Raw genomic sequence first — 26,340 nt, 5'->3', positions numbered from 1 at the left:
AACACTAAAAGACCAGCTATCAGCTGGTCTTTTCTTATGGAGGCCATTCTTTATAACAGAATTACCCAAGATTAAGCCTTGGCTAGGGACTGGCTCAAGGGTGGAGTTTTAAAAGGGATTCGATTAAGAACATATGTTTCTTTTGTGTTATAATCAATAATGAGCCATGATTTTCTTTTGTTCTGTATATCTGCTAAAATAATTTAAGATGTAATATATTTAGGGGGAAAGAGATATGAAACCTTCTCGTTTAAAACGCGGGGATGAAATCCGGGTTATTGCACCATCGAGAAGTCTTGCGATTGTAAAAGGTGAGCAACGCAGACTGGCAGAGGAAAGATTGGTGGACCTCGGTTTTAAAGTTACATACGGTAAAACAGCTTTGGTACATGATGACTTTTTCTCGAATTCGATTGAGGACAGGGTTGAAGATTTGCATGATGCGTTTAGAAATCCGTCTGTAAAGGCAATCCTTGCTGGCGTAGGTGGATATAATGCCAATCAATTGCTACAATATATCGACTATGATTTAATAAAAAAGAATCCTAAAGTTTTGATGGGCTATAGTGATATTACGGCCATCGGTTTGGCCATTTATCAAAAAACTGGTTTGACTACATATTCTGGTCCTGATTTCTCTACTTTTGGGATGAAGACTGGGCTGGACTATACAATGGACTACTTTAAGAAAGCGGTTCTTATGGATGATGGCTTTGATTTAGAACAAAGTGAAACCTGGAGCGATGATTCATGGCATCTGGAGCAGGAGGACCGTTCCTTCCATCCGAATTCGGGATATATGGTCATACAGGAGGGCGAAGCAGCTGGTACCATCTTAGGTGGCAACCTTTGTACGATAAATCTTTTGCAGGGGACGGAGTATATGCCATCGTTACGGGACCGCATTCTTTTTATTGAGGATGATGAAGAAAGCCATCCTTTTAGTTTCGATCGGGATTTACAATCCTTGCTACAGTTGCCTGATGCAGATGGTATCAAGGGAGTTATCATAGGTCGATTTCAAAAGGATTCAGGGATGACACCTTACGCCCTTCAGCAAATCATTGCAACTAAGAGGGAACTGAATGGTATCCCTGTCATAGCGAATGCAAACTTTGGTCATGTCCATCCTTTTGCTACTATACCGATGGGCGAAAGTGTTAAGATGACCGTGAGGAACGGTAACGCGAAAGTGACCATCCTCTCTTGAAAAATAGATGGACTTATCGTCAGACTACCTATATATAGGGCAACTTAAGAGGATGAACCGAGATTATCGGTCATTGGCTGTATCGGTCCCTGTTTTTGGGTAAAATAGGGTTTTATCCCTGTTCATTTTCCTATTTTACAAGCATTATTAGGGAATATGAGGCTAATAGTTCAAATTCTTTATTTTTCTGATATAATACTAAGAGATTTAAAATAGAAAAGGTGATTATGTGTTATTAACAATTCCCGCATCCATTCGTTTAGAAGGCGCTTTATCCGAGTATAATAAAAAAGGCCGGGTAAGCCATACCTGTTTCGTTTGTAACGAAGACACTTCTAATGGGGATGCAAGCAACTTGAATTACTATAAGTTAGGTACTAAAAAAGTCTGTCTTTCTTGCATGAAACATGTCTTGCGTCATCCATCATTAAAAGAGTATGAATACGTACATACCTCAGTCATTGACAAAGCGGCTTTTTATAAAAGTGTGCTGGCCATTTTAAAGGATGAAAGCTTCATAGATTCCATTCGTCAAGACAAACTAAATAGCTCATTATAAGAAAAAAAGTGTATCTCTCGTGGATACACTTTTTTTTGTCGAATTTCCTTACTTTCCCCACGGTGAATAGATTCCCCATCCTTCTAAAACCTTCCTATAAAAATAGTTTGAAAGAGTTGCAACAATTCCTTAGCAAGATTTCCCTAGTGGGGACATACACTTTAGCATAAGCCATAATTGGTGGTAGAAGGAGAGTGTGGGCATGGAGCAGTCTTCATTGATCAAGCCGTTCCTTGGCGTCGCCTATCCGACAATTAGTCATGGGAAGGGCGTCTATTTATACGATAAAGAAGGGAAGGACTATCTGGATGCATCTTCCGGTGCTGTAACCTCCAATATTGGTCATGGGGTGCAAGAAATTGCAGATGCCATGGTTCAACAGGCAAGCCAAGTGTCATTTGTGTATCGTTCCCAGTTCACGAGCGAGGCAGCAGAGAAGCTTGCCCGAAAAATAGCGGATTTAACCAATGGGAAGCTCCCCTATAGTTTTTTTGTTAATAGTGGTTCAGAAGCGACCGAAACTGCACTAAAGATTGCCATCCAGCATTGGCAGGAAAAAGGGAAACCCAGGAAACAAAAGATAATATCCAGATGGATGAGCTACCATGGCATTACGATCGGCGCTCTTTCAATGTCTGGTCATCCTATACGCAGAGAGCGATTTACCGCTCTACTTGAATCATACCCTTCTGTTGCTCCTCCTTATTGTTACCGTTGTCCATATCAATTAGATCACCGAACGTGTGGGATGGCCTGTGCTTTGGAGTTGGAATCATCCATCCGGCGCATTGGCGCAGATAACATCGCAGCATTTATATGTGAGCCAGTTATCGGTGCAGCAGGTGGGGCAATCGTTCCGCCTAATGGTTATTTTCAGAAACTAAAGAAAATTTGTGAGGAACATGACATTCTATTCATTGCTGATGAGGTTATGACTGGATTCGGTCGGACAGGTAAGATGCTAGCCTCTGAACATTGGGGAGTAGAACCGGATATCATTACTTTTGGGAAAGGGATAAGCGGGGGGTACACGCCTATCGCTGCCGCTGCCATGACGGAAAAAGTGTTGGAACCCATCATGAATGGTTCCCGTTCAATCATGGGCGGACATACACTTAGTGCCAATCCATTGTCGTGTGCCATAGCGCTTGCCGTTTTGGAATATATGGAGGATAACGATCTCGTAGAACACTCTGCTAAAAGAGGGAAGGAGTTATTCAACGGTTTAAAAAAGCTTGCAAAGAAATACTCGTTTATCGGGGACCTCCGCGGTAGGGGTTTATTGATCGGGATGGAATTTGTCCAGGATAAAGAAACGAAGGAACCTTTTCCAAAAACTTTAGATGTGACTGCTGAAATTATAAAGGCGGGGATGAACAATGGGATTATTTTATACCCTGCATCAGCGGGGCTTGATGGCATTAACGGGGCAGCCATCATCATTTCTCCGCCCTTAATCATTACAAAGGAAGAGAGTGCTGAATTGCTAAGGAGACTGGACTCAACCCTCCGTGAATTTAAAGATAAGATCCTCCCTGGATATCTGCCGTCTTAAATAAGGAAGTGAACAGAATTGAATGATAATGCATTCCATAAAGTTTGCCGTTTTGAGGATGTCCTGCATCTCTTTGAAGACGGTCAGTCCATTCTTTTTGGCGGGTTCGGTGGAATTGGCACTCCTCCGGGCCTCATCAATCTAATCTTGGAGACGGGTATACAACACTTAACTTTAATCGGAAATGATACTGGCTTCCCTGATATCGGAATAGGTAGGCTGGTTACTCAAAGGCGGGCAAAAAAAATCATTGTTTCTCATATCGGTTCCAATCCGAATGCCGGACTATCCATGAATAATGGAGAGTTGGAAGTGGAGTTCTCTCCGCAAGGTACACTGGTTGAACGAATCCGTGCAGGGGGGATGGGTCTTGGCGGAATATTAACCGATATTGGTCTGGATAATGATATCGTCAGGAAAGGGAAACAAACCGTCAAAATCGGGGAGAAAAATTACCTAGTGGAACCTGCATTGACTGCCGATATCGCTATCGTTTTTGCAGCAAAAGCAGATCCCTATGGCAATCTCATATTCGACAAAAGTGCTCGAAATACAAACCCACTCGTGGCAACGGCAGGTCAAATCACGATTGTGGAAGTCGAGGAAATCGTTCCTCTGGGCAGCATGGATCCAGAGAAAATCATTGTACCTGGTGCTTTTGTAGATTATATCATTCCTTCAAAAGGAGTCGATTGGAAATGGGTTTGGGAGCCGAGGCGAGAAATCGATTAGCCAAAAGAGCGGCAGCTGAAATTAGGGATGGCATGCTGGTCAATTTGGGTATCGGCATTCCATCTTTAGTGCCGAATCATCTACGAGCCGATCATCAAGTGATGTTTCAAGCAGAAAATGGGATTGTTGGTATGGGAAGCTCTCCAGCCATGGGCCATGAAGACGCACATCTTTGTAATGCAGGAGGCCTCCCCATAACCATCCGGGAAGGAGCATCCTATTGCGATAGTACACTCGCCTTTGGGATGATTCGCCGTGGCCGTGTTGATGTTACGATCTTAGGCGCTCTTCAAGTAAGTGAATATGGGGATCTGGCAAATTGGATTGTTCCCGGTAAGCGAGTACCTGGAATGGGTGGGGCAATGGAACTTGCGGCAAAGGCGAAAAAAGTCATTGTCCTAATGGAGCACACCGACAAAGACGGTATCTCCAAATTAATGAAGAACTGTACATTGCCATTAACGGCGAAACGATGTGTACATAAGGTTATCACGGAACTGGGCGTTTTTTCTGTTACTCCAAAAGGTCTCCTATTAACTGATTTATTCGCTTCCACTACAATAGAAGAAGTCAAGAAAAGAACGGAAGCCGATGTTAAAGTGTCTAGCAAGCTTTGTATAGTAAAAGAATGAGAGAGGAGTATGAGGGCATGTATGAAGAGCAAATCAGTGCATGGTTGAAAGAGCATCGAAATGATGGCATTAAATTACTTCAAAAATTAGTGCAGGAACCCAGCAAACGCGGGCAGGAAGGGAGTGCACAAGCCATCGTCGTCGAAAAGTGCCGGCAGATCGGTCTTGACATCGACCTATGGGAGATTGGGGATGGTGCACTAAGAAATCATCCTCATTTTTATTGTGACCGAAAAGATTTTAAAGGGAATCCAAACCTTGTCGCGGTTAGGAAGGGAAGTGGCGGCGGCAGGTCGCTTATATTGAACGGTCATATCGATGTCGTTCCTGAAGGTGATAGATCAGCATGGAAGGATGATCCATTCAGTGGAAAAATAGAGAATGGGAAAGTGTATGGGCGGGGGACGACGGATATGAAAGGCGGGAATGTTTCATTATTATTAGCGCTCGAATCCATCGTTGAAACAGGCATAAGGTTGAAGGGCGACGTGATATTTCAGAGTGTAATCGAAGAGGAAAGCGGTGGGGCGGGTTCGCTCGCAGCTGTATTGAGAGGATATAAAGCTGATGGAGCGATCATTCCAGAACCAACGAACATGAAATTTTTCCCCCTTCAACAAGGATCGATGTGGTTTCGACTGAAAATAAAAGGCAAATCAGCACACGGGGGAACCCGGTATGAAGGACAAAGCGCGATAGATAAAGCTTATCTTGTAATCGAGGAAATCAAGAACCTTGAAAAGGAACGTAACCAAAAGATGGATCATCCACTTTATCATAATATCCCCATCCCCATTCCCATTAATATCGGGAGCATCCAAAGTGGGAATTGGCCTTCTTCTGTGCCTGATACAGCGATTCTAGAAGGTAGATTTGGAGTTGCCCCTAAGGAAACCATGGAAGCGGCACAACTCTCCTTGAAAAACAAGATTGACGATTTGAATCGTAAGGATAATTGGTTCAAGGAAAAACCAATTGAATTGGAATGGTTCGGAGCTAGATGGATACCGGGAATCCTGGAATTGGATCATCCGTTGATTCAGGCATTGTCCACCCACTATGAAAAAGTCATGGGAGAACAGCCGACTGTGGAAGCTTCCCCTTGGGGAACGGATGGAGGGTATTTATCTTCGGTCGGTTCCATACCGGTAGTGGTTTTCGGACCAGGCGAAACAAAATTGGCCCATGATGCCAATGAATATATAGAAGTGGATAAAATGTTGGAATCGGCCGAAATCATTGCACGAACAATTTTGGAATGGTGTGGAGTGGAGGGACATATAAGGGGTACCGGGTCTGATTCCTAAAATAGGGTCAGGCCTTCTGTTACACTATTAGATAGAGAAGGAAGGAGAGAGCCGAATGGATATTGTTGAAAAAAGAATTCAATTGTCCCATTCTACACTACACATAATGATGGATCGTTTTAATAAGCGCGTACGGGTCGAAGACTATTTGGGCCATTTTCAAGATTGCGTCGAAGAATCTTTGAAAGCAGCTGATAATATATCAGCGGAGAAAATCATATTCAAGGCACGAACGGAAAATGTACTGGAGCTGCTGAGCAAAGGTTTTTTATATGAGGGAAGCATCGATAAGTTCTTTTTAGGAAGTGATTGCCACTTCCTTGTTAAATATACCCAAGATCAGCGAAGGGCCAGTTCTCATTGGATCAAGGAGGATGAAATTCTAGAAAATGTACAGAAACTTCCAACAAAAGTAGAGCTAGAGGCCCCCCCATCCACCTATATAGGAAGGAAGGCGGAGGAAATAGATGCGGTGAAGCTTGCTGAATTGTACGGAAAAGTATTTGAAATTTACCCAACCCCGATGAATGAACCAGAATATGTGAGGAAGTGCATGAAAAGCGGGACGGTCTATTACATGTACGAACATGATGGAGTAATCGTCAGTGCGGCATCCGCTGAAATAAATGACTTCTACCGTAATGCGGAAATAACGGATTGTGCAACACTGCCCGATCATCGGCAGTATGGATTAATGAAGCACTTGATTGAGAAGCTTGAGAGTCACCTCGTCTCACATGACATTTATTGTATCTATTCTATCGCAAGGGCGCTATCATTCGGAATGAATGCAGCATTGCATCAGCAAGGCTATTATTACAGGGGTAGATTAGCCAATAACTGCTTCATTTTCGATAAATTGGAGGATATGAACTTATGGGTGAAGAATTATACATGAATGCCCATTTTCGGGCATGCATATGACAAGTTTTCGGCACTACTTCATATATATGATGGAAGGAATGTGAGAGAGGGGGAAGACATTGATCAGTGAATGTTTTAATACAAATCAGGTCTTAGAAGCGATTCTGGCAAGCATTGATGAGGGAATTCATGTAATCGATCCAAAAGGTCAAACGATCTTTTATAATGAAGTGGCGGCCAACCATGATGGAATGAAGGTAGAGGAAGTGCTTGGAAAACCACTGCTTGAAGCGTTTCCGTCCTTAAATCATAAATCTTCGACCTTGCTGCGTGTCATCCAATCCGAAAAGCCCATCTACCATCATAGACAATCTTATGTAAATGCACATGGTCGAATCATTGAGACCTTCAATACAACCCTGCCTATATATGTAGACGGTTTCATAATGGGGGCAATAGAAATTGCGAAAGATTATTCTAGCCTGAAACAATTATCGGAACGCTTAGCAGACTTGGAAAGCTCTCTTAAAACGACGACAAGTAAAGAAAAAAAAGTAGCCACGAATGGTACGTTATACACTTTTGCTGATATTCTAACCCAAGATCCACCATTTGAAAAGTTGATTGCACAAGGGAAAAAGGCTGCCCGGTCATCGTCTTCGGTTTTAGTTTATGGTGAAAGTGGTGTCGGAAAGGAACTTTTCATCCAAAGTATACATCACAACTCCAATAGGCGAAAAAAGCCCTTCATTGCACAAAATTGTGCGGCACTACCTGAAAATTTATTGGACTCGCTTTTATTTGGGACTTCGAAAGGTAGTTACACGGGAGCTGTCGAACGCCAGGGATTATTTGAGCTGGCGAATGGAGGGACTCTATTTCTTGATGAACTGCAATCGATGCCCATTGATTTACAGGCGAAGCTGCTTCGTGTACTTGAGGATGGGGCCGTTAGGAGGATAGGGGCGGCAAAAAGCATTCAGGTAGATGTCAGGATCATGACTGCGATGAATGTAAACCCGAAGACGGCTGTCACGGAGAAAAAGCTCCGTGAGGATTTATTTTATCGCTTACATGTTTTGAGCTATGAGCTACCGCCGCTAAGAGATCGTCCAGAGGATATTTTATTGCTTACGGAGCATTTTATTATAAACTTTAACGAGAAGATGAATCGCTCCGTAAAAGGAATCGATGAAGAGACCAAGGGAATCCTACATGCCTATCATTGGCCAGGTAACGTAAGGGAACTCAAGCATACGATTGAGTTCATGATGATACATGCCGAAAGTGAAGTCTTGACAGCGGGTGACTTGCCCCCATTTTTAAAAAAGAGCACAGTTCCTAAAGAGAAGGTATTGCCGCTGCGGGAAGCCATGAAGGAAATGGAAACCAAACTTATATCAGAGGCACTTTTGCAAACCGAAGGAAATGTCTTTCAAGCTTCAAAGCTATTGGACATCCCGAGGCAGACCCTCCAATATAAAATCAAGAAACATACTTGAACGCTAAAAAATCCGGTATATCGTATATAACCGGATTTTTTAGCGTTCATATTTAGTTTTTGGGCAATTTTGGCACCCTTCTTGCATTAAATACTACTATCAAGACTTAGGAGGTATGGCTATGTTATTTGATTTATATAAACCAGATCGTCATTGGAAAGATATAGAGTTATGGAAAGATGTAACTGATGAACAATGGAACAATTGGTTGTGGCAATTGACAAATACAATAAGAACTGTGGATGATTTGAAGAAAGTAATCGACCTTACTCCGGATGAAGAGGAAGGGGTGCGAATCTCCACCAAAACGATTCCCTTAAACATTACCCCCTATTATGCGTCACTTATGAATAAAGAGGACCCTAGGTGTCCAATAAGGATGCAATCCGTGCCCATATCGGAAGAAATGCATAAAACTAAGTATGATATGGAGGATCCACTACATGAAGATGAGGATTCACCCGTACCGGGATTGACTCACCGGTATCCCGACCGTGTGCTTTTCCTGGTGACGAACCAGTGCTCGATGTATTGCCGATATTGTACGAGAAGGCGTTTTTCAGGTCAAATTGGCATGGGCGTTCCAAAGAAACAATTAGATGCAGCAATCGGCTATATTCGGGATACACCAGCGGTCAGGGATGTGCTTATTTCCGGTGGTGATGGATTATTGATCAACGATACCATCCTCGAATATATCTTGAAGAATTTGCGAGACATTCCCCATGTTGAAATAATCAGGATCGGTACACGGGCTCCAGTGGTTTTTCCTCAGCGTATCACTGAAAACCTGTGTAATATTCTAAAAAAATATCACCCGGTTTGGTTAAATACGCATTTCAATACGTCGATAGAAATAACGGAAGAGTCGAAGAAAGCGTGTGAGATGCTCGCGGATGCGGGTGTGCCAGTTGGAAACCAAGCTGTAATCTTAGCGGGCATTAACGATAGTGTCCCTATCATGAAGAAGCTAATGCATGACCTTGTCAAGATCCGTGTACGCCCTTACTATATTTATCAATGCGATTTGTCAGAAGGAATTGGTCATTTCCGGGCCCCAATATCTAAAGGAATCGAAATCATCGAAGGCTTACGGGGTCATACATCCGGTTATGCAGTACCTACATTCGTTGTTGATGCACCTGGAGGGGGAGGGAAAATCACTTTACAGCCAAATTACATCCTCTCTCAATCCCCAACCAAGACAGTGCTTCGGAATTTCGAAGGTGTAATCACGACCTATCCGGAACCGGAGCAGTACACACCGGGACTTGCCGATGATTATTTCAAGGGGATTTATCCCGATGTTGAAGCAAAACAGTCAGATTCAGGGATAGCGGGTCTTATGAACGACAAACAATTTAATTTAGTACCTGAAGGCCTGAAACGGATGAACCGTCGTGAAAAATACCATACCAACCCAGAACATGCCTCTTTAAAAAACCAACGCGAAAAACGTGACCAGCTAAAAGAAAAAAAAATTCAGGCACAGCAAATAAAAAAATAGCTCCACAAAGCAAAAAGGAAGAAGGGGAGTAAAATGGAAGTATGTCCGTGGTGTGAAACAGGAAAACTCTCTTCCATAAAGGGTACAGTTTATTGGGAATTACCGGATGGAACGAAGGCTGTTGAGATTACCGAAACGCCATCATCCCATTGTGAAAATTGCAATGCCCTTTTTCAACGGGATGAAGTCGTGAAAGAAATTGAAGACCAGTTGTTTCTAATTGATACGAAACAGCTAGATAAGCAGACTACGTATGAGGAACTATTAAAGATGAAGCGAATGCTGAAACGGAATTATTTTGACTTTTCTTAGGAGGAGCGAATTCTATAAAAAATAAAAACTATGATTTTTGATAAAACATTTATCTGATCCTCGGGATTGGATAGATGTTTTTTTGAATTGAAACTAGATAAAATCGGCTAAACGGACTGATTATAAGTGCAAGGATAGCTGAGGTTTTCTGCAGAAAAAGCCCCTAATATTGTCCACTATAACTCTTTCACACTAATGTCCGACGATCTCTTCTGCAGCAAGTTCCATGTAATAATTAATAGGCTTAGACTAGAATAAGATACTTTCCTTATTTTATAAGTTTAGAAAAACTTTTCCACGTTCGTTTTTATTTTGACTTTAGTTGGTTGAGTAACGCGGAAGGGAGGGTGTACGAATGTTCAAAAGGATGGATTATTATAGTTAAAGCCACCATATCTTAATCCTGGTGGCTTTAGGTATATGTTGATCTAGGTGCGTAGTTAGCCTATTTATAGTTTAGGCAAAGTGATGAAAAAACATGTTCCTTTTCCGAATTGACTTGAAACACGTATGCTGCCACGATGGAAATCCACTACCTCTTTGACAATTGCCAGTCCCAGACCAGTGCCTTCTTTTGTCCTAGAAGCGTCCGCTCGGTAAAAACGTTCGAACAAATGAGAAAGTTCTTCTTCTTTAATCCCCATACCGGTATCTCGAAATTGAATGAAAACATCATCGTTTGTTTCTTCAACTATAATTTTAATGGAACCGTTCGGTTTATTGTACTTTAAAGCATTTGTAAGTAAATTATCCCAGACAGTTTCCAATAGACCTTCATCACCATTGAAACGGATTGGTGCAATTTTATAATATAGTTCGATGCCCGAATCTTCAATGAGCCACAAATATTTTTGAATCAGCGTCTTAAGTTGTTCATCCAATGCAAATGAGGAGCGTTTTAATGCACGTGTAGGCTGATCTAAAAAGGTTAGCAGTAGTAATTGCTTAGTTAAGAGAGATAATCGCTTAGTCTCTGTCTCGATAATCGATGTGTATGTTAGGCGATCTTCTTCTGTAATGCTGGGTGACTTCAATAGTTCAGAATATCCTTGGATATTTAATAGCGGCGATTGGAAATCATGAGAAACATTGCTTATGAATTCTTTTCTTGATCGATCTGTTTCCTGTAATTGCTTCGTCATTTGATTGAAACTTGATGCAAGCTGTCCAATTTCATCGCGTCGTTTAACCTTCAGTAGAAGGTCATAATTTTCTTTTGATATTTGTTTAGTGGCTTCCGTTAATTGTGTAATGGGTCGTATTAATTGTTTCGCAACAAATAGCATTCCAATCAGGCTGATTATCGCCATGGATATGATCAAACAAGCCAATATTGTATGCACTTCAGAAAATAATAAGCCAATATTGGGCCGAAGGAAGACCCCATACTGTTCGCCATTATATATAAAGGGGACACCGACAGTATTGATAATTTTATTCGTAAAAAAACCTGTCATGAATGACTGATTTGGATAGTTCTCCATACCATGAAAGATATTTCCTTTAAATACCGTTTCTTTGGCGGAAGGGGGTAATTCTGACGTTTTAAATGCCCCTCCAAAGAACTGAGAATAACCAGATTCCCCGACAACATAAAATTGATACCCTATATCGCCAAGTGTCGATAAATAATGTTCTAAATCCAAATCAGGCGTACTCTCGATATATCGTGTAATATTTTGTGCTATGGCGACATTCTTTTCATCATTTTGTTCCTTAGTAACCAGATGGTAATACGTGTTTGTTAAAAAAAAGCCGACAATTGTACTGAATAGCATAAGGCTTAACGTAGTGATAATGAACTGTTGATACAAGGTTTTCATGAATGTTGAACCTCTAATTTATATCCTAAACCACGGATTGTGTTTATTTCGATATTAGCCCCTAGACGATCCAATCGGTTTCTCAGGCGTTTGATATGTGTATTAAGGGTCAGGCCGTCACCTTCATAATCATGTCCCCATATTTGTTCCATGATGGTAAATCGCTCGATGACATAATTGGGCCGATTTGCAAGTAATGATAGCAATTCAAATTCCTTTAAGGGCATGATCAGTGTTTCTGATTCGGTTGACACTTCAAAAATTTTACGATTAATCGTCACATTACCGATCCGAATGATATTTTGGCTGTCCTTATCAAATCTTCTAAGGATGACGGCAATCCGAAATAGTAACTCTTTAGGTTCAAAGGGCTTTACTACATAATCTTCGGAACCTGCTAGAAACCCTCTCGTTTTATCTTCTAATTGATCTTTTGCCGTTAACAGTAGAACAGGAATTTTATAATCTTGGTTGAGTATTTTTGTCAACTCAATGCCATCCATCCCGGGCATCATCACATCAACTACGGCTAAGTCAGGAACTACTTCTTCTAATAAGTAAAGCGCCTCTTTCGCATCATTAGCTTTTATGACATCATATCCTTCCCGCATTAAATGAATACTTACCAGCTGTAATATATGTTTGTCGTCATCACAAACCATTATTTTCAATACAATCACCTCAAACCATTTTTTGCTTTATATGTACATGGGTTCGCTTTCATGAAATCTATACTTACATGCATGTAAACAGGTAAGAACGCAGAGACATGTGGAAGTCTCTGCGTATGGCTTGTATATTTGTTTTTTCTTTTATTTCTTATCTTTCTCAAAGAATAATATTAATGCGGGCAATAGCATTCCACGCACTAAGAATGTATCCATTAAAATACCGATGGCAACGATGAATCCAAAGACGAATAAATCGGCTATTGGCATCGTAGTCAATGCCGCAAAGGTGGCTGCCAAAATTAAACCAGCAGATGAAATGACCCCACCTGTATTCCGAATAGCGATTTCCAAAGCCTGTTTCACTTTTTTTGTTTTGCGTTCTTCTAAGAAACGGGATATTAAAATAATGTTATAGTCTATCCCGAGAGCGACTAAGAAGATAAACGCATAAACAGGTACACGTGTACTTACTGCTTCATAACCGAACAGAACATCAATGAGGAACAGACCTAATCCTAAAGCCGCCAAGAATGAAAGTAAAATGGTGGCCATCATATAAACCGACATTTTTACTGACTTCGTTAACACGAATAGGAGGATTAAAATTAATAATGTTTCTAGTAGGACGATCACCCAAATATCACGATTATTGACATCACGCTCGTCAACAAGTTTCGGAGTAATTCCACCAAAATACACTTCACCGGATATATCTGCTTTACTTAGGATTTCATCATCGTTTTCAATTAACTCCTTCATCATATCGATTGCTTCGACAGAATAAGGGTTAAGGTCAAGCGTCATACTATATTTTACTACTTTCGCGTCGTCAGATACATTTGTTAGTCGAACTGATGTAACATCTTTTTCAGATTCGAGCGTTGTCCGTAATGCTTCGATCTGTTTTTCTGATAACGTTTCTTTTCCTTCGAATAAAATGGATGTTGGAGCCAATTCACCTTTGTCGTATTTCGCTTCGACGATTTCGTAGCCTTCACGTGAAGGTAAATCTTTTGGGAAAGATTTCACTGTATCAAACTCAAAATCAAGGTTAAATACATTTAACGCTGACACAACCATTAAAATGGCGATAATCCCGCCAGAAAGGCCTGGTTTATTTACAACGAATTTTGCAACGGGTCCCCAGAAGCGATGTTTCACTTCTTTCGTTTCACCAAACTTCGGTACTTTCGGCCAGAAGGCTTTACGCCCGAATAGGGTGAACAGCGCTGGGACAAGTGTAATGGATGCTAACATGATGACAAACATTGTCGTTCCAAAAATCGGCGCAAAGTTTTGATAATCACGGAAGTTTGCAAAGAATAATACTAGCATTGCGGCGAGTACTGTTCCGCCTGCTAAGAATACTGGCAATCCTGTAGCACGCATCGCATGTTTCATTGCCTCATATTTGGTCTCATGGTGGTTCAGTTCTTCTCGGAAGCGAGAGAATATGAATAATGAATAGTCAATCACGGCCGCGAACAGCAAAATACTCATTATCGATGTAGTTGAATTGTTGATTTCAAGTCCACCAGCACCCATTAATCCGAGTGTTTGATTCACTACTTGGTATACGATTACTGTTGCTAATAGTGGGATAAAAGCCAATAATGGAGAACGGTAAATAACGATGAGCAGGATTAAAATAATCACTATTGTGGTAAATAGTAACACGAAATCAGCTTGTTCGAACAACTTAAGCGTATCTCCAGCAATTCCTGCAGGACCAGTAATACGGAAGGAAGTTTCAGACATACCCTCTGTAACGTCATTTCCAACCTCAGCCATAGCATCTACGGTTTCGCCAATTTGGCGGCTATCAAGACCAGGGTCTAAAGTCATTGGAATGATGATCGTAGACTGGTCATCTGACTTGAACCCTTCGATTGCTTCTGGCGGTAATTGAGAGATATTGACGATTTCATCGACACCCTCAATTTTAGCACCGATGATTTTATTCATAATGCTTGTAACTTCTTCTAAGTTCACCTTACCATTTTCGTTATGAAAGGTAAGAATACCAGGCGTCCCTTGATCATTAGGGAAGTATTTTTCTAATTTTTCATTTGCAATAATGGATTGTGCATCGTCGGGTAAGGATTGAAAGTTTGTCACTTTGTAATCACTTACTGCCGGACCGGCACTTAACCCAATCATTAAGACCAGCCATGTGACAATTGTAATCCACATACCTTTCTTAGTTGAAACCCAATCAGTTATTGGGCGTAAAAAAGAATTCATTTAATTATTTCCCCCTTATAGTTTAGAGCTGCAATGTGAAATGCGGACCTCACATTTAAGCTCGTCATCACTTTCTATTTCATTGTAATGTAACTAAATGAACTGAAAATGAACTTTTAGTTAAATTATGAAAAATTGGAGGGGTAACCAGCTGGATAATAAAACATTTATCAGCGCCTGAAGATTTACTCTATATACACAAAATTCGTGGTAAAGTATCTAGATGGAATTTATAGTTGAAAGGGTAATTAACAATCAAGACTTGTATAGGTGTAGACGTAAGCGTTAGTTTCCGATATATTAAGATTTAAATCATAGTATTTTGATAAGGGGGCTCGACATGAGACCGTTTTACTTATTTTTAATGAAATATCGACAGCCGAAGGAAATTGATGAATTTACAAAATTCGCAAACCATGCATACGAAGATCACAGTTTTCCAAAGCAATCGGATGATTATCATGAAGTGAGCAGTTACTTGGAGTTAAATGGAGACTATTTAGATAGTATGACTATATTCGATCGATTATGGGATCAATATGTCCAAATAGAAGAAGGACTGCTATAGATACAGGAATAGGGGGAGCCGAAGGATGTTTAGAAGCCTTCAAGCCCGAATTTTGTTTTATTCTTTAATTATATCGAGCTTACCCGTTTTGATATTGGGAATCATTTCTTATGAATCACAACGCTCCTTGCTAGCTAAAGAAGCGAAGAGTACATTGAATTCAGGTTCACTTAATATGGTAAATGAAATGTACAGTTATTTAAATGAACGGATTAGTGATGTTAACTTAATGAGTACGAATACGGTATTGATCAATCCTGATTCTTCTAAAGAGGAGAAGACCGATGAATTGAAAAGATTCACAGAAGCAAAAGGTGAATACTTTGGTGCCGTATATTTAGATTTGGAAGGTACGGTCATGGCTGATACCTCAAATAAAATGGTCGGAACAAGCTTAGCTAATAGAATATGGTTTCAAGAAGGGCTAAAGGGGCATGAATTCCTATCGGATGTATATAAAACGAAAGCATTTGCTGAACCTATTATAGCCTTAAGTGCACCGGTAAATGATAATAAAGGGAAAATGATCGGTGTTGTGTCCCCGGCCTTTCGGATATCAGGCCTTTGGGATATGATGGAGAAAAAGGCCAATGACATTAGTGAAAAGTACCCTGTGAATTTTTATATGATCAATCAGGATGGCATTATGATTTCAAAAAAAGACCCGAATGGCATTCATGAGAGTTCTAATACGACATTGGAAGATATGGGCCTTACAAAAGAAAAGTTATTGGAATCCGCTAATTCCAATAATTTATATAGTGCAGAAAATGGAGAAAAGATATATTCCATTCAATACGTTCAACCGATAGCTCAAACGGAAAATAAATGGTTTGTGGTAGTGGGAGCTGACAAAAAACAAGTATATCAGCCGTTAAATGATCTTTTATCCCGCTATCTTTCTATATACACCATTGTATTTATGTCCATCATTCTAGGCGTCTATTTACTTACGAAATCTCTGGTGAAACCAGTACATAATCTAGTGGAAGTGACGGAAGATTTTATCCAGGGAAAAGAGTTCGTGGTCTCTGATAAAAGAAGTTTTGTAGAAATGGAGAAGTTGAATCATGCGTTTCTAAGGATGATGGATACGATTAAGGATAGAGAAAGAGAAATCGTCCGTACCGAAAAGTTAAAATATGTCGGACAACTGGCCGCAGGGGTAGCGCATGAAATCAGGAACCCATTGACGACCATCAGGGGTTTTCTCCAACTGTTGAAGAAGCAGGATTATGAAAAAGAGTTAATTGAAAAGTACAGTGATGTCATGCTTGGGGAAGTAGATCGAGTGAACGTTTTTGTTACACAACTCCTTGATTTAGCTAAACCCCACCAGCTTGAAATGGAGAATTTGGATCTGAAGGAATTCCTTGATGAACTGGTTGCTGTCTATTCGGCTTCTACTCTATATAAAGATGTCACACTCGTTAATACATTGACAGAACCCGTACATACCTATTCCGATAAAAACCGGTTGCGTCAGGTTATCCTTAATGTCCTGAATAATTCCTGCGAATCGTTTGAGTCAAAAGGGCAGATTGAAATGACCGTCGATACTTCACCTCATTATGTACAATTGAAGATCCGAGACGATGGAAAAGGGATTAAACCTGAGAATTTAAAAAATATCGGGATGCCCTTTTATACGACAAAGTTAAAAGGAAATGGTTTGGGAGTGGCAACTTGCATCCAAATCATGGATGAACTCAAAGGGAAATTTCAAATCGAAAGTAAATATGGACAAGGTACAGAAGTGATCTTGACGATTCCGACAACAAACCGTCTCATTTAAAGAGGCGGTTTTCCTGTCTTGCCCTATTTTTTTGATAGGTTACCATAATAAAAGTTTCTCGCATAACCTATCTAAATGAGTCAAATGCCCCCTCTTTTCCATTAACCACCTTGTTTGTTCATGCATATAATTTACTATCAAACGATAAGGACCATATTGGGGGATGTCTCTTATGGGCAAGAAAAATCAGCCAAAATTCAAATTAGGCGATACAGTCGTAATTATAATGTATGGGACAGTCGGGAATATAACCGATATAAAATATCTCGATGGTTCTTATGTGTATGAAGTAAATTACAGCGAAGGCCTATATATTGAAAAGACATTACAGTCTATAACTGAATACGAAGGAGAAATCCTTTATCAACAGGAACAAATCGATATCGAATATAAATATATTATCGGTGATTTAGTCCAGGTCGATGGATATGAATATGATTATTTTAAGATAATTGGCTATCGAACGGAGATTTGGCGCTATAAAGAGAATGCCTGGGAAGATGTGATATATGAATTATCACGTATCTCCGATGGGGAATGGCTGGAAGCGCATGAAGAAGAATTGACTTTAGTAGCCGATGCCAAACGTGCAGATGCAATCATTCAAAAATTGGGGCTGCTCCTTTCTAATAAGAATAACGAGCTTACTATCATTGCTAAACAAAACAACCCTGGTAAAGGTGAGCGAGATATGACTATGACAAAAAATGAAAAAATGGAAATGATTGATGGACTGTTGGATTTATATAATGATTATTGTAAGCTTTTTCATCAATTTGGCGATGATGAATATCAACATATCATGAAAATAGCTCTTGCTAAAATTGAGAAGGCGGCGGAAGAAATTTACCCAGGTCACAAAAAAGAGCATACGAAATAAAAGGTCTTGAAAAGGGATGTATACACTTTAGCACGAGCCGATGAAGACTCATCTCTAAGAAATTGAATCAACGAATTAAAGTGTAGGATATGCGTAAGTTTTGAGAGAAAATGCCCTACTGGCATATTTATACCTATACATTCATACATCTTTAATTAAGGGGGCGATGATTTGCGAGAAATTGAGGTTTTTATTGATACTGAAGAGATAGCGGAATTCTTTTACCAAGAATTATTAAAGCGGGGCTATCTTCCAAAAGAATCTGAAGTTGAAGATCTTGCTGACATCACATTCGAATACCTTCTTGAAAAATGCATTATTGATGAGGAAGTCGATGAATGATGTATCATCAATCAATGGGCAGTTTTCTTGCCATTACTCCTTAAAATCAACCAAAAAGACGGCGGGTTTCCGCCGTTTTGCTGCGTTCCACCGATCACTTAAAGAGTGTTATATCCTACTTCCTGCAGTAGATAAAGAAGTTCTATTTTCCTAATATGGGGTTGGTATGTTATAGTAATTGGGAATGTCATTTCAACCACTTCAAGGAGGGAATTTTAAGAATGAGCGTACATATTGGTGCTAAAGAAAATGAAATTGCGGAAACGGTTTTGCTTCCTGGGGATCCGTTACGTGCAAAATATATTGCTGAGACGTTTTTAGAGGATGCTAAATTATACAATGAAGTTCGTAATATGTTTGGGTATACAGGAACTTATAAAGGAAAACGCATTTCCGTTCAAGGTACAGGAATGGGTGTCCCTTCGATTTCGATTTATGTAAATGAATTGATGAATAGCTATAATGTCCAAAAACTTATCCGGGTTGGGACAGCTGGTGCCATTCAAAAAGATGTGAAGGTCAGAGATGTAATCCTGGCTATGAGTGCCTCTACAGATTCACAAATGAACCGCATGACATTCGGTGGCGTTGATTTTGCTCCTACTGCTGATTTTGATTTATTGAAAAAAGCTTATGATGCAGGGGTGGACAAAGGGTTGCAATTGAAAGTCGGAAACGTATTTACCGCAGATCAATTCTATAATGATAATAGTGAATTGGAAAAGTGGGCCAAGTACCAAATCCTTGCTATAGAAATGGAATCGGCTGCATTATATACACTTGCTGCTAAGTTTGGTCGTAAAGCATTATCCGTTTTAACGATTTCCGACCATCTTTTAACAGGTGAGGAAACAACCTCCGAAGAGCGCCAAACAACATTCAATGAGATGATTGAGGTTTCTTTAGAGGCAGCGATTCAAGACTGACTATAAACGTTGGATTTACGGGTAGCCAGGAATGGAAGAAATTAAGATATTTAGTTTCTTCCATTCCACGGAGTCCGTATTTTTGCACGTATATAGAATATGGATAAAGAAAAGGTCTCTATAAGAAAGCTGGATTGGAGCAAGATGGTAGGCACTTACATATCATTCAAAAAATTTGATAACTAAAGTTTTCCGATTTGCTAGAAAGCTGATAAAATAGGATGTATTAGTTAATATTGTCATGAAGAATGAAAGTGGTGAGGCTTCAGTGGAAGAAGAAAATCAACAACAGCCCAAAGATGAAGGCAAAATTGTGAAAATAAAAAAGTTTACGTTTATTATGGGGATTTTCTTACTCATATTTTTGACAGCAGGGATAACTACAATCGCGTTGACCTTTGGCGATGAAAAAGTAGAGTCACTTGCACCGAGTAATCATCCTGAATTTGAAAAGTTATATTCTACATATGATACGATCAAAGATAATTATTATGAAGAAATCGATGAGAACACGCTCGTGGATGGAGCTATAAATGGAATGATAGAATCGTTGGATGATCCTTATTCCTCTTATATGGATAAGAAAGAAGCCTCCAGTTTCCATGAGAGCATCTCTTCTTCCTTTGAAGGAATAGGTGCTGAAATCCAAGAGAAGGATGGACAGATCATGGTGGTTTCCCCTATTAAAGGATCACCAGCTGAAAAAGCCGGAGTCCGGCCTAATGATATTATACTAAGTGTCAATGGCAAAAGCCTTGATGGCTTAAGTTCTTCGGAAGCTGTCTTGAAAATCAGGGGGAAAAAGGGAACAAAAGTGGAGCTTGCCATTTCAAGGGCGGGTGAAAAGGAACCGATTACTTTGTCCATTAAGCGTGATACCATTCCGATTGAAACGGTTTATTCAGAGATGCTTGATGATGGGATTGCCAAAGTGCAGGTTACAAGTTTTTCTGAGCATACGGTGGAAGAGCTGAATACGGCACTTGAAGACATGGATAAAGAAAAGATGAAAGGCCTAATATTGGACTTACGTGGAAATCCGGGTGGATTGCTTGACCAAGCGATCGCAATGGCAAACTTATTTATCCCGAATGGGGAAGTCATCCTTCAGGTCGAGGATCGAAAAGGAAAAAGAGAAGTCTATAAATCCCAGAATAATGGTGAGTTGAAGCTACCAGTGGTCGTATTAATTGATGATGGAAGTGCAAGTGCATCTGAAATCGTTGCCGCCGCTGTTAGTGAATCTGCGGGTATTCAGCTTGTAGGGGTAAAATCATTCGGAAAGGGGACCGTGCAAAAAGCCGCAGACTTTGATGATGGTTCCAACTTTAAGTATACAGCACAAAAATGGCTGACTCCGAAAGGCAATTGGATCCATAAAAAAGGGATTGAACCGGATATAAAAGTCAAGCTTCCCGAGTATGCCAATCTTCCATATATCTCTCCTGATAAAGGATTGAAAGTATCGGATTCCTCGAGTGAAGTAGAAGCAGCGGAGAAAATGCTGAAAGAAGCCGGGTATAATCCAGGAAAAGTGGATAAGTATTTCGATGAAGAAACAAAGGTAGCGGTCAAGGAATTCCAAAAGGATCATAAGATCAAAGAAACAGGTGTCATTAAAGACGATACAACCGTTAAATTGATGGAAGTCATTAGGGATAAAATCCTTAAAAATGATACTCAAGTGAAAAAAGCGGTGGAAGTATTGAAAAAGAAAATCAAATAATCTTTTATAAAAACAAGCGGCCCATCAGCAAGCATTTATTGCTGATGGGCCGTTTTTCGTATGCTTGACTTAGGTGTGTGTGTAATCCATAAGGTGACCATGGAAGAAGTACCAATGGGTGGGGAATGGAAGGGTATCCATGATGAAGTAGAATTTGAAGAAAACGAGCGGTAAACCCTGCTTGAGGAACATGAACTTTCATACAAGGCTAAGAATAATTACTACCGAAAAGCGGCAGAAAAATCAAAGAAGGCTAGATGCCACTCTGACTAAATTCTGCGATTATATCTATCAAAAAGAACCTCGTCAGAATAAATATAACAGGAGCAACTGAATGGGTTTCCAAGGTTAATCGTGAAAAGAATGAAGGGGCTGTCTAATAAGTCCTTATTCCAGTGAATTTCGCAAAAATAAAGAGGCAGAAATGTTGTTAAATCAACGTTTCTGCCTTTTACTATTTATTCAATTTCGGTGTGTAATTACACCTTTTGGGACAGCCCCTTGATCAATCCTTTATAAATAATTTCATTTTACAAAAAGCGGGATATTACTCCTGTAATCAGGTGAAATGATGCCATTTTCGGTAATGATGCTTGTAATAAGAGAATGGGGCGTAACGTCAAAAGCAGGATTGAATGTCTTCACATTTTCTGGTGCTATCCTGACTCCTTGTATAGAAGTGATTTCATCCCCATTCCTTTCTTCGATTGGGATGGAGATACCCGACTCGAGAGATAAATCGAATGTACTTGATGGTGCTGCTACATAGAAAGGAATATCGTAATGCTTAGCTAATATCGCCAAACCCAATGTACCAATTTTATTGGCTGTATCACCGTTTGCCGCAATACGGTCTGCTCCGACTATAATGGCTTCGATTTTTTTATGATGAATGGTGTGGGCTGCCATATTATCCGAGATTAATGTAACGTCCACTCCAGCTTGCATAAGTTCCCATGCGGTGAGTCGTGCCCCTTGCAAGACAGGTCTCGTTTCACAGGCATAGACCTTTATAGGAAAGGATCTTTCCTTGGCCAGGTGGAAAGGTGCGAGGGCAGTTCCGTACCGTGCAGTGGCTATCCCCCCAGCATTACAATGGGTTAAAATAGAATCACCCTCGTTGAATAAAGACAATCCGTATTCACCAATTTTTCGGCACATCTCCACATCCTCTGAAAATAGCTTTTTTGCTTCAGCAACAAGAGCGCTTTTGGCTGAAGCTATGCTATTGGCTGCTTGTAGAGTATTCTCCATTCTTTTCAGTGCCCAAAAAAGGTTGACCGCTGTTGGTCTTGAAGAAGCGAGTGTAGTAACATGTTTCGTGACATTGTGTTTAAATTGCCATAAATCCGTGGTATTTTCCTGGATTGCACCAAGAGCAACGCCAAATGCTGCAGTTAGCCCGATAGCGGGGGCACCACGGACCTTCAAGGTCAAGATGCTGTCATATACATCTTTAACCGTAAAAAGTTCAATGAATTCTATTTTTGATGGCAAGGCCTGTTGATTCAATAAGGTAATATGGGTATCATTCCATTGGACGGAATAGGGTAGTGGCGTTGTAGTTGTCATATGTATATCTCCTTATAGGGCTGAATAGGAAGGCAATGTATATTGCTTTACGGCTTCTATCACTGCTGGAATATTCAGTTCTTTCCGATTTTTGATTATATGGGCCCCGATTTTCAAGGTAGCCGTTTTAGCTGTAATTCTAGTTTCTTTATTCTCAATGCCATTTAAATCAGCAACATGAGATAGGCCAATGGTTCTTCGAATTAGTTCACATCCTGCAAAGCCATATGCATCACCTTTAAACTTGTTGAGTACATATGGAAGATAACCTTCGATCTTACTGTAAGGACTTTTATTTTCAGAATTCCACAGGTTCGTATAGGTTTCTTCAAATGTATTCCAAAATTCCTGAAGATGAGTAAAGATTTCTTCCTTCCCAGTGGCCTCGCGTGTTACTGCCTGGAATAGGAGATTCGCCATGTATTGTCCAAGGTCAAATCCAACAGGACCATAAAAAGCGAATTCAGGGTCAATTACCTTTGTTTCTGTATCACTTGCAAATATACTTCCCGTATGTAAATCGCCATGAAGAAGGGCCTCCTGCTCGGATTCGAAGCTTTGTTTTAACTTAGCCACTTCCAGTATTAAATCAGCATCTTTCCATATAGACTTGGCAGCCTCCAGCAACTCAAGCTCAAACTCGCCTGGATGTTCCTCCAAAAAAGGATCCGTGAAAATGAAAACCTCAGTAATCTTGCAGAGTTCTGGATTCGTGAAGTTCCGGGCAACCTCTTTTTTCGCTGCCGGTTCCAAATGAAAATCAGACGTATAAAAAGCGGTCTTTGCAACAAATTCACCAATGTGTTTGGATAATAGAGGGAAATGATCTCCTTCAATTAATCCGGTCCGGGCGATTTTCAAGTGTGATAAATCTTCCATGACGGTGATTGCAAGCTGTTCATCAGAATAATAGACTTGTGGGACAAGTTCGGGACAATAGCTTCTGAATTGAATTAATGCATTCGCTTCGATAGCCGATCTTTTTAAAGTCAATGGCCAGCTTTCACCAAGAACCTTTGCGTAAGGAACTGCTTGTTTGATGATGACTCCTTTATTTGTTACGGGATTTGTAACGTGAAAAACATAATTTAAATTTCCGTCACCGATTTCATTACATAGTAATGAGTCATCTGAATGCAGTAACCCAAGTTTCTTCGTTAGGTCAATTGCCGTTTCGTTTGTCAATAGCTTGAAATTTGATGGTTGAGTCATTGTTATCCCTCCAAGTACATTAAAAAATATGAAAAAGCCCCTTTCCCATAGAAAGAGGCAGAAGCTTCACTTCGAACCTCTTATCTCCCAGAAAGAATTCTTTCTGGTGGATTTGGCACCGTGCTCTGTGGATATAATCCGGCGGAATTCCCGCCCCATTTCACAATGGTATTACAGTCGGTTGCTGGGCTTCATAGGGCCTTTATCCCTCAGCCTGCTCTTGATAAGAGTATTGTATTTATTTTCAGAAAATTAATCTCGAATGAATGATATCAATATTTTAAATAGTTTGTCAATGGTAAATTAATAAAACTCCGGCCGCCGATCTTCGAAAACGGGTATTTTATTTCTTGCTTCTCCTACTTTTTCTAAGTCAAGGGTGCCGAGTAGAAGTTCTTTTTCTTCACCAGCCTCACAAATGATTTCTCCCCACGGGTCGATGATGATGGAATGTCCGGCAAAATGATTATTTCGGTCAGAACCGGAACGATTCACAGCCACAACGAAGGCTTGGTTTTCTATTGCCCGGCTGATTAACAGTGCCCTCCAATGATGGAGCCTAGGCTTTGGCCACTCGGCGGTCACGAAGATAACCTCCGCACCTCGTACGGTATGGGCCCGTTGCCATTCCGGAAAACGGATATCATAGCAAATGAATCCGGCGCAAATCTTTTCATCGAGGGAGAATAAGCCGTCTTTTTTGCCAGGTTGTAAGTAATGGTGTTCATCCATCAATTGAAACAGATGGAGTTTATCATATTCTTTAACCAGTTTGCCTTCTTTATCGATGATGAGCATTGTGTTATAGATGCCTTCCTTAGTTTTCTTTGCAATCGAGCCACCGATTATGTTAATGTGGTGTTTTTTTGCAAGGGCTTTTAGAAAGGTAATGGTTTGTGCTGCTTCTTCGTCTGCAATTTCATGTAATCTCGTTAAGTCATAGCCGGTTGTCCATAGTTCCGGCAGCATGACGATGTCCGGTTTAGACTGTACAGCTTTTTCAATCCATTGTTTTGCCACCTGGAAATTTATATCTGGCTGTCCAAAGGCAATGTCCATTTGTAAACAGGCGATTTTCCATTTCATCATTTAAAACCTCCATTTGTAAAAAAGTACTTTACAAGATTAAGATAAACATATATCATTTGTGACTATAATTTCAAGAAATTTCAGAGAAGGTGCAAAGATGGTGCAATTCGAAAAATCCAGACTTCTTCAAGAGCTTCCAAAGCAGTTTTTTGCTTCTTTAGTCGAAAAAGTTAATAACATAACATCAGAAGGCAAGGATGTCATTAATCTTGGGCAGGGAAATCCAGACCAACCGACTCCTGAACATATCGTGAAGAGCCTGCAGACAGCAGCAGGAAATTCCATGAATCATAAATATTCTCCTTTTAGGGGGCTTCCCTATTTAAAAGAAGCTGCGGCCCTCTTTTATGAACGTGAATATGGCGTCAAGCTAGATCCTAAAACGGAAGTGGCGATTCTTTTCGGTGGAAAGGCTGGTCTAGTCGAATTACCGCAATGCTTGTTGAATCCAGGCGATACAATTTTAGTGCCTGATCCGGGCTATCCAGATTACCTGTCAGGTGTAGCGTTAGCCCAAGCTAAAACGGAAATTATGCCCTTGACCGAAGAAAATGATTTTCTTCCCGATTATAAGGAAATAGATAAAGAGGTTTTTGACAAAGCGAAGATGATGTTCTTGAATTATCCCAATAATCCCACAGGAGCATCGGCGTCAGCAGAATTCTTCGAAGAAACGGTTTCCATGGCAAAAGAACACTCGATATGTGTGGTCCATGATTTCGCATATGGTGCAATTGGGTTCGATGGGAAAAAACCGGTAAGCTTCCTTCAAGCAGAAGGATCAAAAGAAGTGGGGATAGAAATTTACACCCTTTCTAAAACATATAACATGGCGGGGTGGAGGGTTGGCTTTGCGGTTGGCAACCAGAGTGTCATCGAATCGCTTGAATTATTGCAGGATCATCTTTACGTCAGCCTTTTTCCCGCAATACAAGAAGCCACGGCATGCGCCTTACTGGATTCACAAGAGTGTGTGAAGGAACTCGTGAACATGTACGAAGGACGACGAAATGTATTTATCGAAGGGTTACGATCCATTGGATGGGATGTACAGGCTCCAGATGCTTCCTTCTTTGCTTGGCTAAAGGTCCCTGAAGGATATACTTCAGCGAGCTTTGCAGATCATTTACTGGCACATGCCCATGTAGCAGTTGCACCAGGAAATGGTTTCGGTGAATTTGGTGAAGGATACGTCAGGGTGGGACTTCTCACTTCAGAAGACAGACTCCAAGAAGCGGTAGAAAGAATTCGTACATTGAATATATTCAAAGAAAATCAGTGAGATATTGAATAGTTTGAACATTATACCTAT

Annotated in this window: 24 protein-coding genes and 1 riboswitch; of the genes, 18 read left to right on the top strand and 6 right to left on the bottom strand. The window is 40.4% G+C overall.

The genetic code is table 11. The features are described from left to right. The first annotated feature begins 235 nt into the window (after nt 1-235). The 10 genes from ACQKIC_RS14090 to ACQKIC_RS14045 all read left to right on the top strand — a co-directional run bounded on the left by ACQKIC_RS14090 (nt 236) and on the right by ACQKIC_RS14045 (nt 10,180). Nucleotides 236-1,210, top strand: coding sequence for a S66 family peptidase (locus ACQKIC_RS14090; RefSeq protein WP_402868979.1), 975 nt, complete (start codon nt 236-238; stop codon nt 1,208-1,210). A gap of 229 nt (nt 1,211-1,439) precedes the next feature. Further along, a complete protein-coding gene (locus ACQKIC_RS14085) occupies nt 1,440-1,769 on the top strand; it encodes a hypothetical protein (RefSeq protein WP_402868977.1) in 330 nt (109 codons plus the stop codon). 202 nt (nt 1,770-1,971) lie between these two features. After that, a complete protein-coding gene (locus ACQKIC_RS14080; protein WP_402868976.1) occupies nt 1,972-3,324 on the top strand; it encodes an aspartate aminotransferase family protein in 1,353 nt (450 codons plus the stop codon). 18 nt (nt 3,325-3,342) lie between these two features. Then, the gene (locus ACQKIC_RS14075; protein ID WP_402868974.1) at nt 3,343-4,056 is read left to right on the top strand and encodes a CoA transferase subunit A; all 714 of its coding nucleotides are present in this window, start codon (nt 3,343-3,345) and stop codon (nt 4,054-4,056) included. Beyond that, nucleotides 4,023-4,688 carry a 3-oxoacid CoA-transferase subunit B gene (locus ACQKIC_RS14070; RefSeq protein ID WP_427591780.1) on the top strand — a complete coding sequence of 222 codons (666 nt, stop codon included), beginning with the start codon at nt 4,023-4,025 and terminating at the stop codon, nt 4,686-4,688. The genes ACQKIC_RS14075 and ACQKIC_RS14070 overlap by 34 nt, the downstream gene beginning before the upstream one ends. Nucleotides 4,689-4,705: 17 nt before the next feature. Next, entirely contained in the window at nt 4,706-5,995 is a 1,290-nt protein-coding gene (locus ACQKIC_RS14065) for a peptidase (RefSeq protein WP_402956812.1), read from the top strand. A 55-nt stretch (nt 5,996-6,050) separates the two neighbouring features. Next, nucleotides 6,051-6,893, top strand: a complete 843-nt coding sequence (gene ablB, locus ACQKIC_RS14060; RefSeq protein ID WP_427591781.1) for a putative beta-lysine N-acetyltransferase — start codon at nt 6,051-6,053, stop codon at nt 6,891-6,893. 85 nt (nt 6,894-6,978) lie between these two features. Beyond that, nucleotides 6,979-8,361: a sigma-54 interaction domain-containing protein gene (locus ACQKIC_RS14055; protein WP_402988200.1), complete on the top strand. Its 1,383-nt coding sequence runs from the start codon at nt 6,979-6,981 to the stop codon at nt 8,359-8,361. A gap of 121 nt (nt 8,362-8,482) precedes the next feature. Further along, nucleotides 8,483-9,868 (top strand): lysine 2,3-aminomutase, encoded by a 1,386-nt coding sequence (gene ablA / locus ACQKIC_RS14050; protein WP_427591782.1) that lies wholly within the window; start codon nt 8,483-8,485, stop codon nt 9,866-9,868. Nucleotides 9,869-9,901: 33 nt separating this feature from the next. Further along, nucleotides 9,902-10,180: a YokU family protein gene (locus ACQKIC_RS14045; RefSeq protein ID WP_402988206.1), complete on the top strand. Its 279-nt coding sequence runs from the start codon at nt 9,902-9,904 to the stop codon at nt 10,178-10,180. A 449-nt stretch (nt 10,181-10,629) separates the two neighbouring features. On the opposite strand, the gene ACQKIC_RS14040 is transcribed toward ACQKIC_RS14045, so the two are convergent. From ACQKIC_RS14040 to ACQKIC_RS14030, 3 genes are all read right to left on the bottom strand, one after another. Further along, a complete protein-coding gene (locus ACQKIC_RS14040) occupies nt 10,630-12,003 on the bottom strand; it encodes a HAMP domain-containing sensor histidine kinase (RefSeq protein ID WP_402868961.1) in 1,374 nt (457 codons plus the stop codon). After that, a complete protein-coding gene (locus ACQKIC_RS14035; RefSeq protein ID WP_402868959.1) occupies nt 12,000-12,674 on the bottom strand; it encodes a response regulator transcription factor in 675 nt (224 codons plus the stop codon). Before ACQKIC_RS14035 ends, ACQKIC_RS14040 begins: the two co-directional genes overlap by 4 nt. 141 nt (nt 12,675-12,815) lie before the next feature. Further along, nucleotides 12,816-14,918, bottom strand: a complete 2,103-nt coding sequence (locus ACQKIC_RS14030; RefSeq protein WP_402988209.1) for an MMPL family transporter — start codon at nt 14,916-14,918, stop codon at nt 12,816-12,818. A gap of 340 nt (nt 14,919-15,258) precedes the next feature. Between ACQKIC_RS14030 and ACQKIC_RS14025 the strand changes: the two genes are divergently transcribed. From ACQKIC_RS14025 to ACQKIC_RS13995, 7 genes are all read left to right on the top strand, one after another. Beyond that, nucleotides 15,259-15,486 carry a YozE family protein gene (locus ACQKIC_RS14025; protein WP_402868957.1) on the top strand — a complete coding sequence of 76 codons (228 nt, stop codon included), beginning with the start codon at nt 15,259-15,261 and terminating at the stop codon, nt 15,484-15,486. Between the two features lie 25 nt (nt 15,487-15,511). Next, nucleotides 15,512-17,281 carry an ATP-binding protein gene (locus ACQKIC_RS14020; RefSeq protein WP_427591783.1) on the top strand — a complete coding sequence of 590 codons (1,770 nt, stop codon included), beginning with the start codon at nt 15,512-15,514 and terminating at the stop codon, nt 17,279-17,281. Nucleotides 17,282-17,453: 172 nt separating this feature from the next. Beyond that, nucleotides 17,454-18,161, top strand: a complete 708-nt coding sequence (locus tag ACQKIC_RS14015; RefSeq protein WP_402868953.1) for a hypothetical protein — start codon at nt 17,454-17,456, stop codon at nt 18,159-18,161. Nucleotides 18,162-18,332: 171 nt separating this feature from the next. After that, nucleotides 18,333-18,503: a YozD family protein gene (locus ACQKIC_RS14010; RefSeq protein WP_402868951.1), complete on the top strand. Its 171-nt coding sequence runs from the start codon at nt 18,333-18,335 to the stop codon at nt 18,501-18,503. Continuing rightward, nucleotides 18,496-18,657 (top strand): hypothetical protein, encoded by a 162-nt coding sequence (locus tag ACQKIC_RS14005; protein WP_402988215.1) that lies wholly within the window; start codon nt 18,496-18,498, stop codon nt 18,655-18,657. The genes ACQKIC_RS14010 and ACQKIC_RS14005 overlap by 8 nt, the downstream gene beginning before the upstream one ends. A gap of 67 nt (nt 18,658-18,724) precedes the next feature. Then, nucleotides 18,725-19,429, top strand: coding sequence for a purine-nucleoside phosphorylase (deoD, locus tag ACQKIC_RS14000; RefSeq protein ID WP_402868949.1), 705 nt, complete (start codon nt 18,725-18,727; stop codon nt 19,427-19,429). Between the two features lie 241 nt (nt 19,430-19,670). After that, the gene (locus ACQKIC_RS13995; protein WP_402868947.1) at nt 19,671-21,155 is read left to right on the top strand and encodes a S41 family peptidase; all 1,485 of its coding nucleotides are present in this window, start codon (nt 19,671-19,673) and stop codon (nt 21,153-21,155) included. A gap of 525 nt (nt 21,156-21,680) precedes the next feature. Here ACQKIC_RS13995 and mtnA read toward each other — a convergent pair. From mtnA to ACQKIC_RS13980, 3 genes are all read right to left on the bottom strand, one after another. After that, nucleotides 21,681-22,727, bottom strand: coding sequence for an S-methyl-5-thioribose-1-phosphate isomerase (mtnA, locus tag ACQKIC_RS13990; protein WP_402988218.1), 1,047 nt, complete (start codon nt 22,725-22,727; stop codon nt 21,681-21,683). 12 nt (nt 22,728-22,739) lie between these two features. Continuing rightward, nucleotides 22,740-23,945: an S-methyl-5-thioribose kinase gene (mtnK, locus tag ACQKIC_RS13985; RefSeq protein ID WP_402869862.1), complete on the bottom strand. Its 1,206-nt coding sequence runs from the start codon at nt 23,943-23,945 to the stop codon at nt 22,740-22,742. Nucleotides 23,946-24,016: 71 nt separating this feature from the next. Further along, nucleotides 24,017-24,169, bottom strand: a riboswitch (SAM riboswitch). 73 nt (nt 24,170-24,242) lie between these two features. After that, nucleotides 24,243-25,025: a carbon-nitrogen family hydrolase gene (locus tag ACQKIC_RS13980; RefSeq protein WP_427591792.1), complete on the bottom strand. Its 783-nt coding sequence runs from the start codon at nt 25,023-25,025 to the stop codon at nt 24,243-24,245. Nucleotides 25,026-25,125: 100 nt separating this feature from the next. On the opposite strand from ACQKIC_RS13980, the gene ACQKIC_RS13975 reads away from it, so the two are divergent. Next, nucleotides 25,126-26,310 (top strand): pyridoxal phosphate-dependent aminotransferase, encoded by a 1,185-nt coding sequence (locus tag ACQKIC_RS13975; protein ID WP_402868943.1) that lies wholly within the window; start codon nt 25,126-25,128, stop codon nt 26,308-26,310. The last annotated feature ends 30 nt before the right edge of the window (nt 26,311-26,340 follow it).

Origin of the sequence: Peribacillus sp. NPDC046944 (assembly GCF_050272735.1) — a bacterium.
GTDB lineage: Bacteria > Bacillota > Bacilli > Bacillales > DSM-1321 > Peribacillus.
The sequence above is the reverse complement of the archived record's forward strand: the minus strand, read 5'-3'. Positions and strand labels throughout refer to the sequence as shown.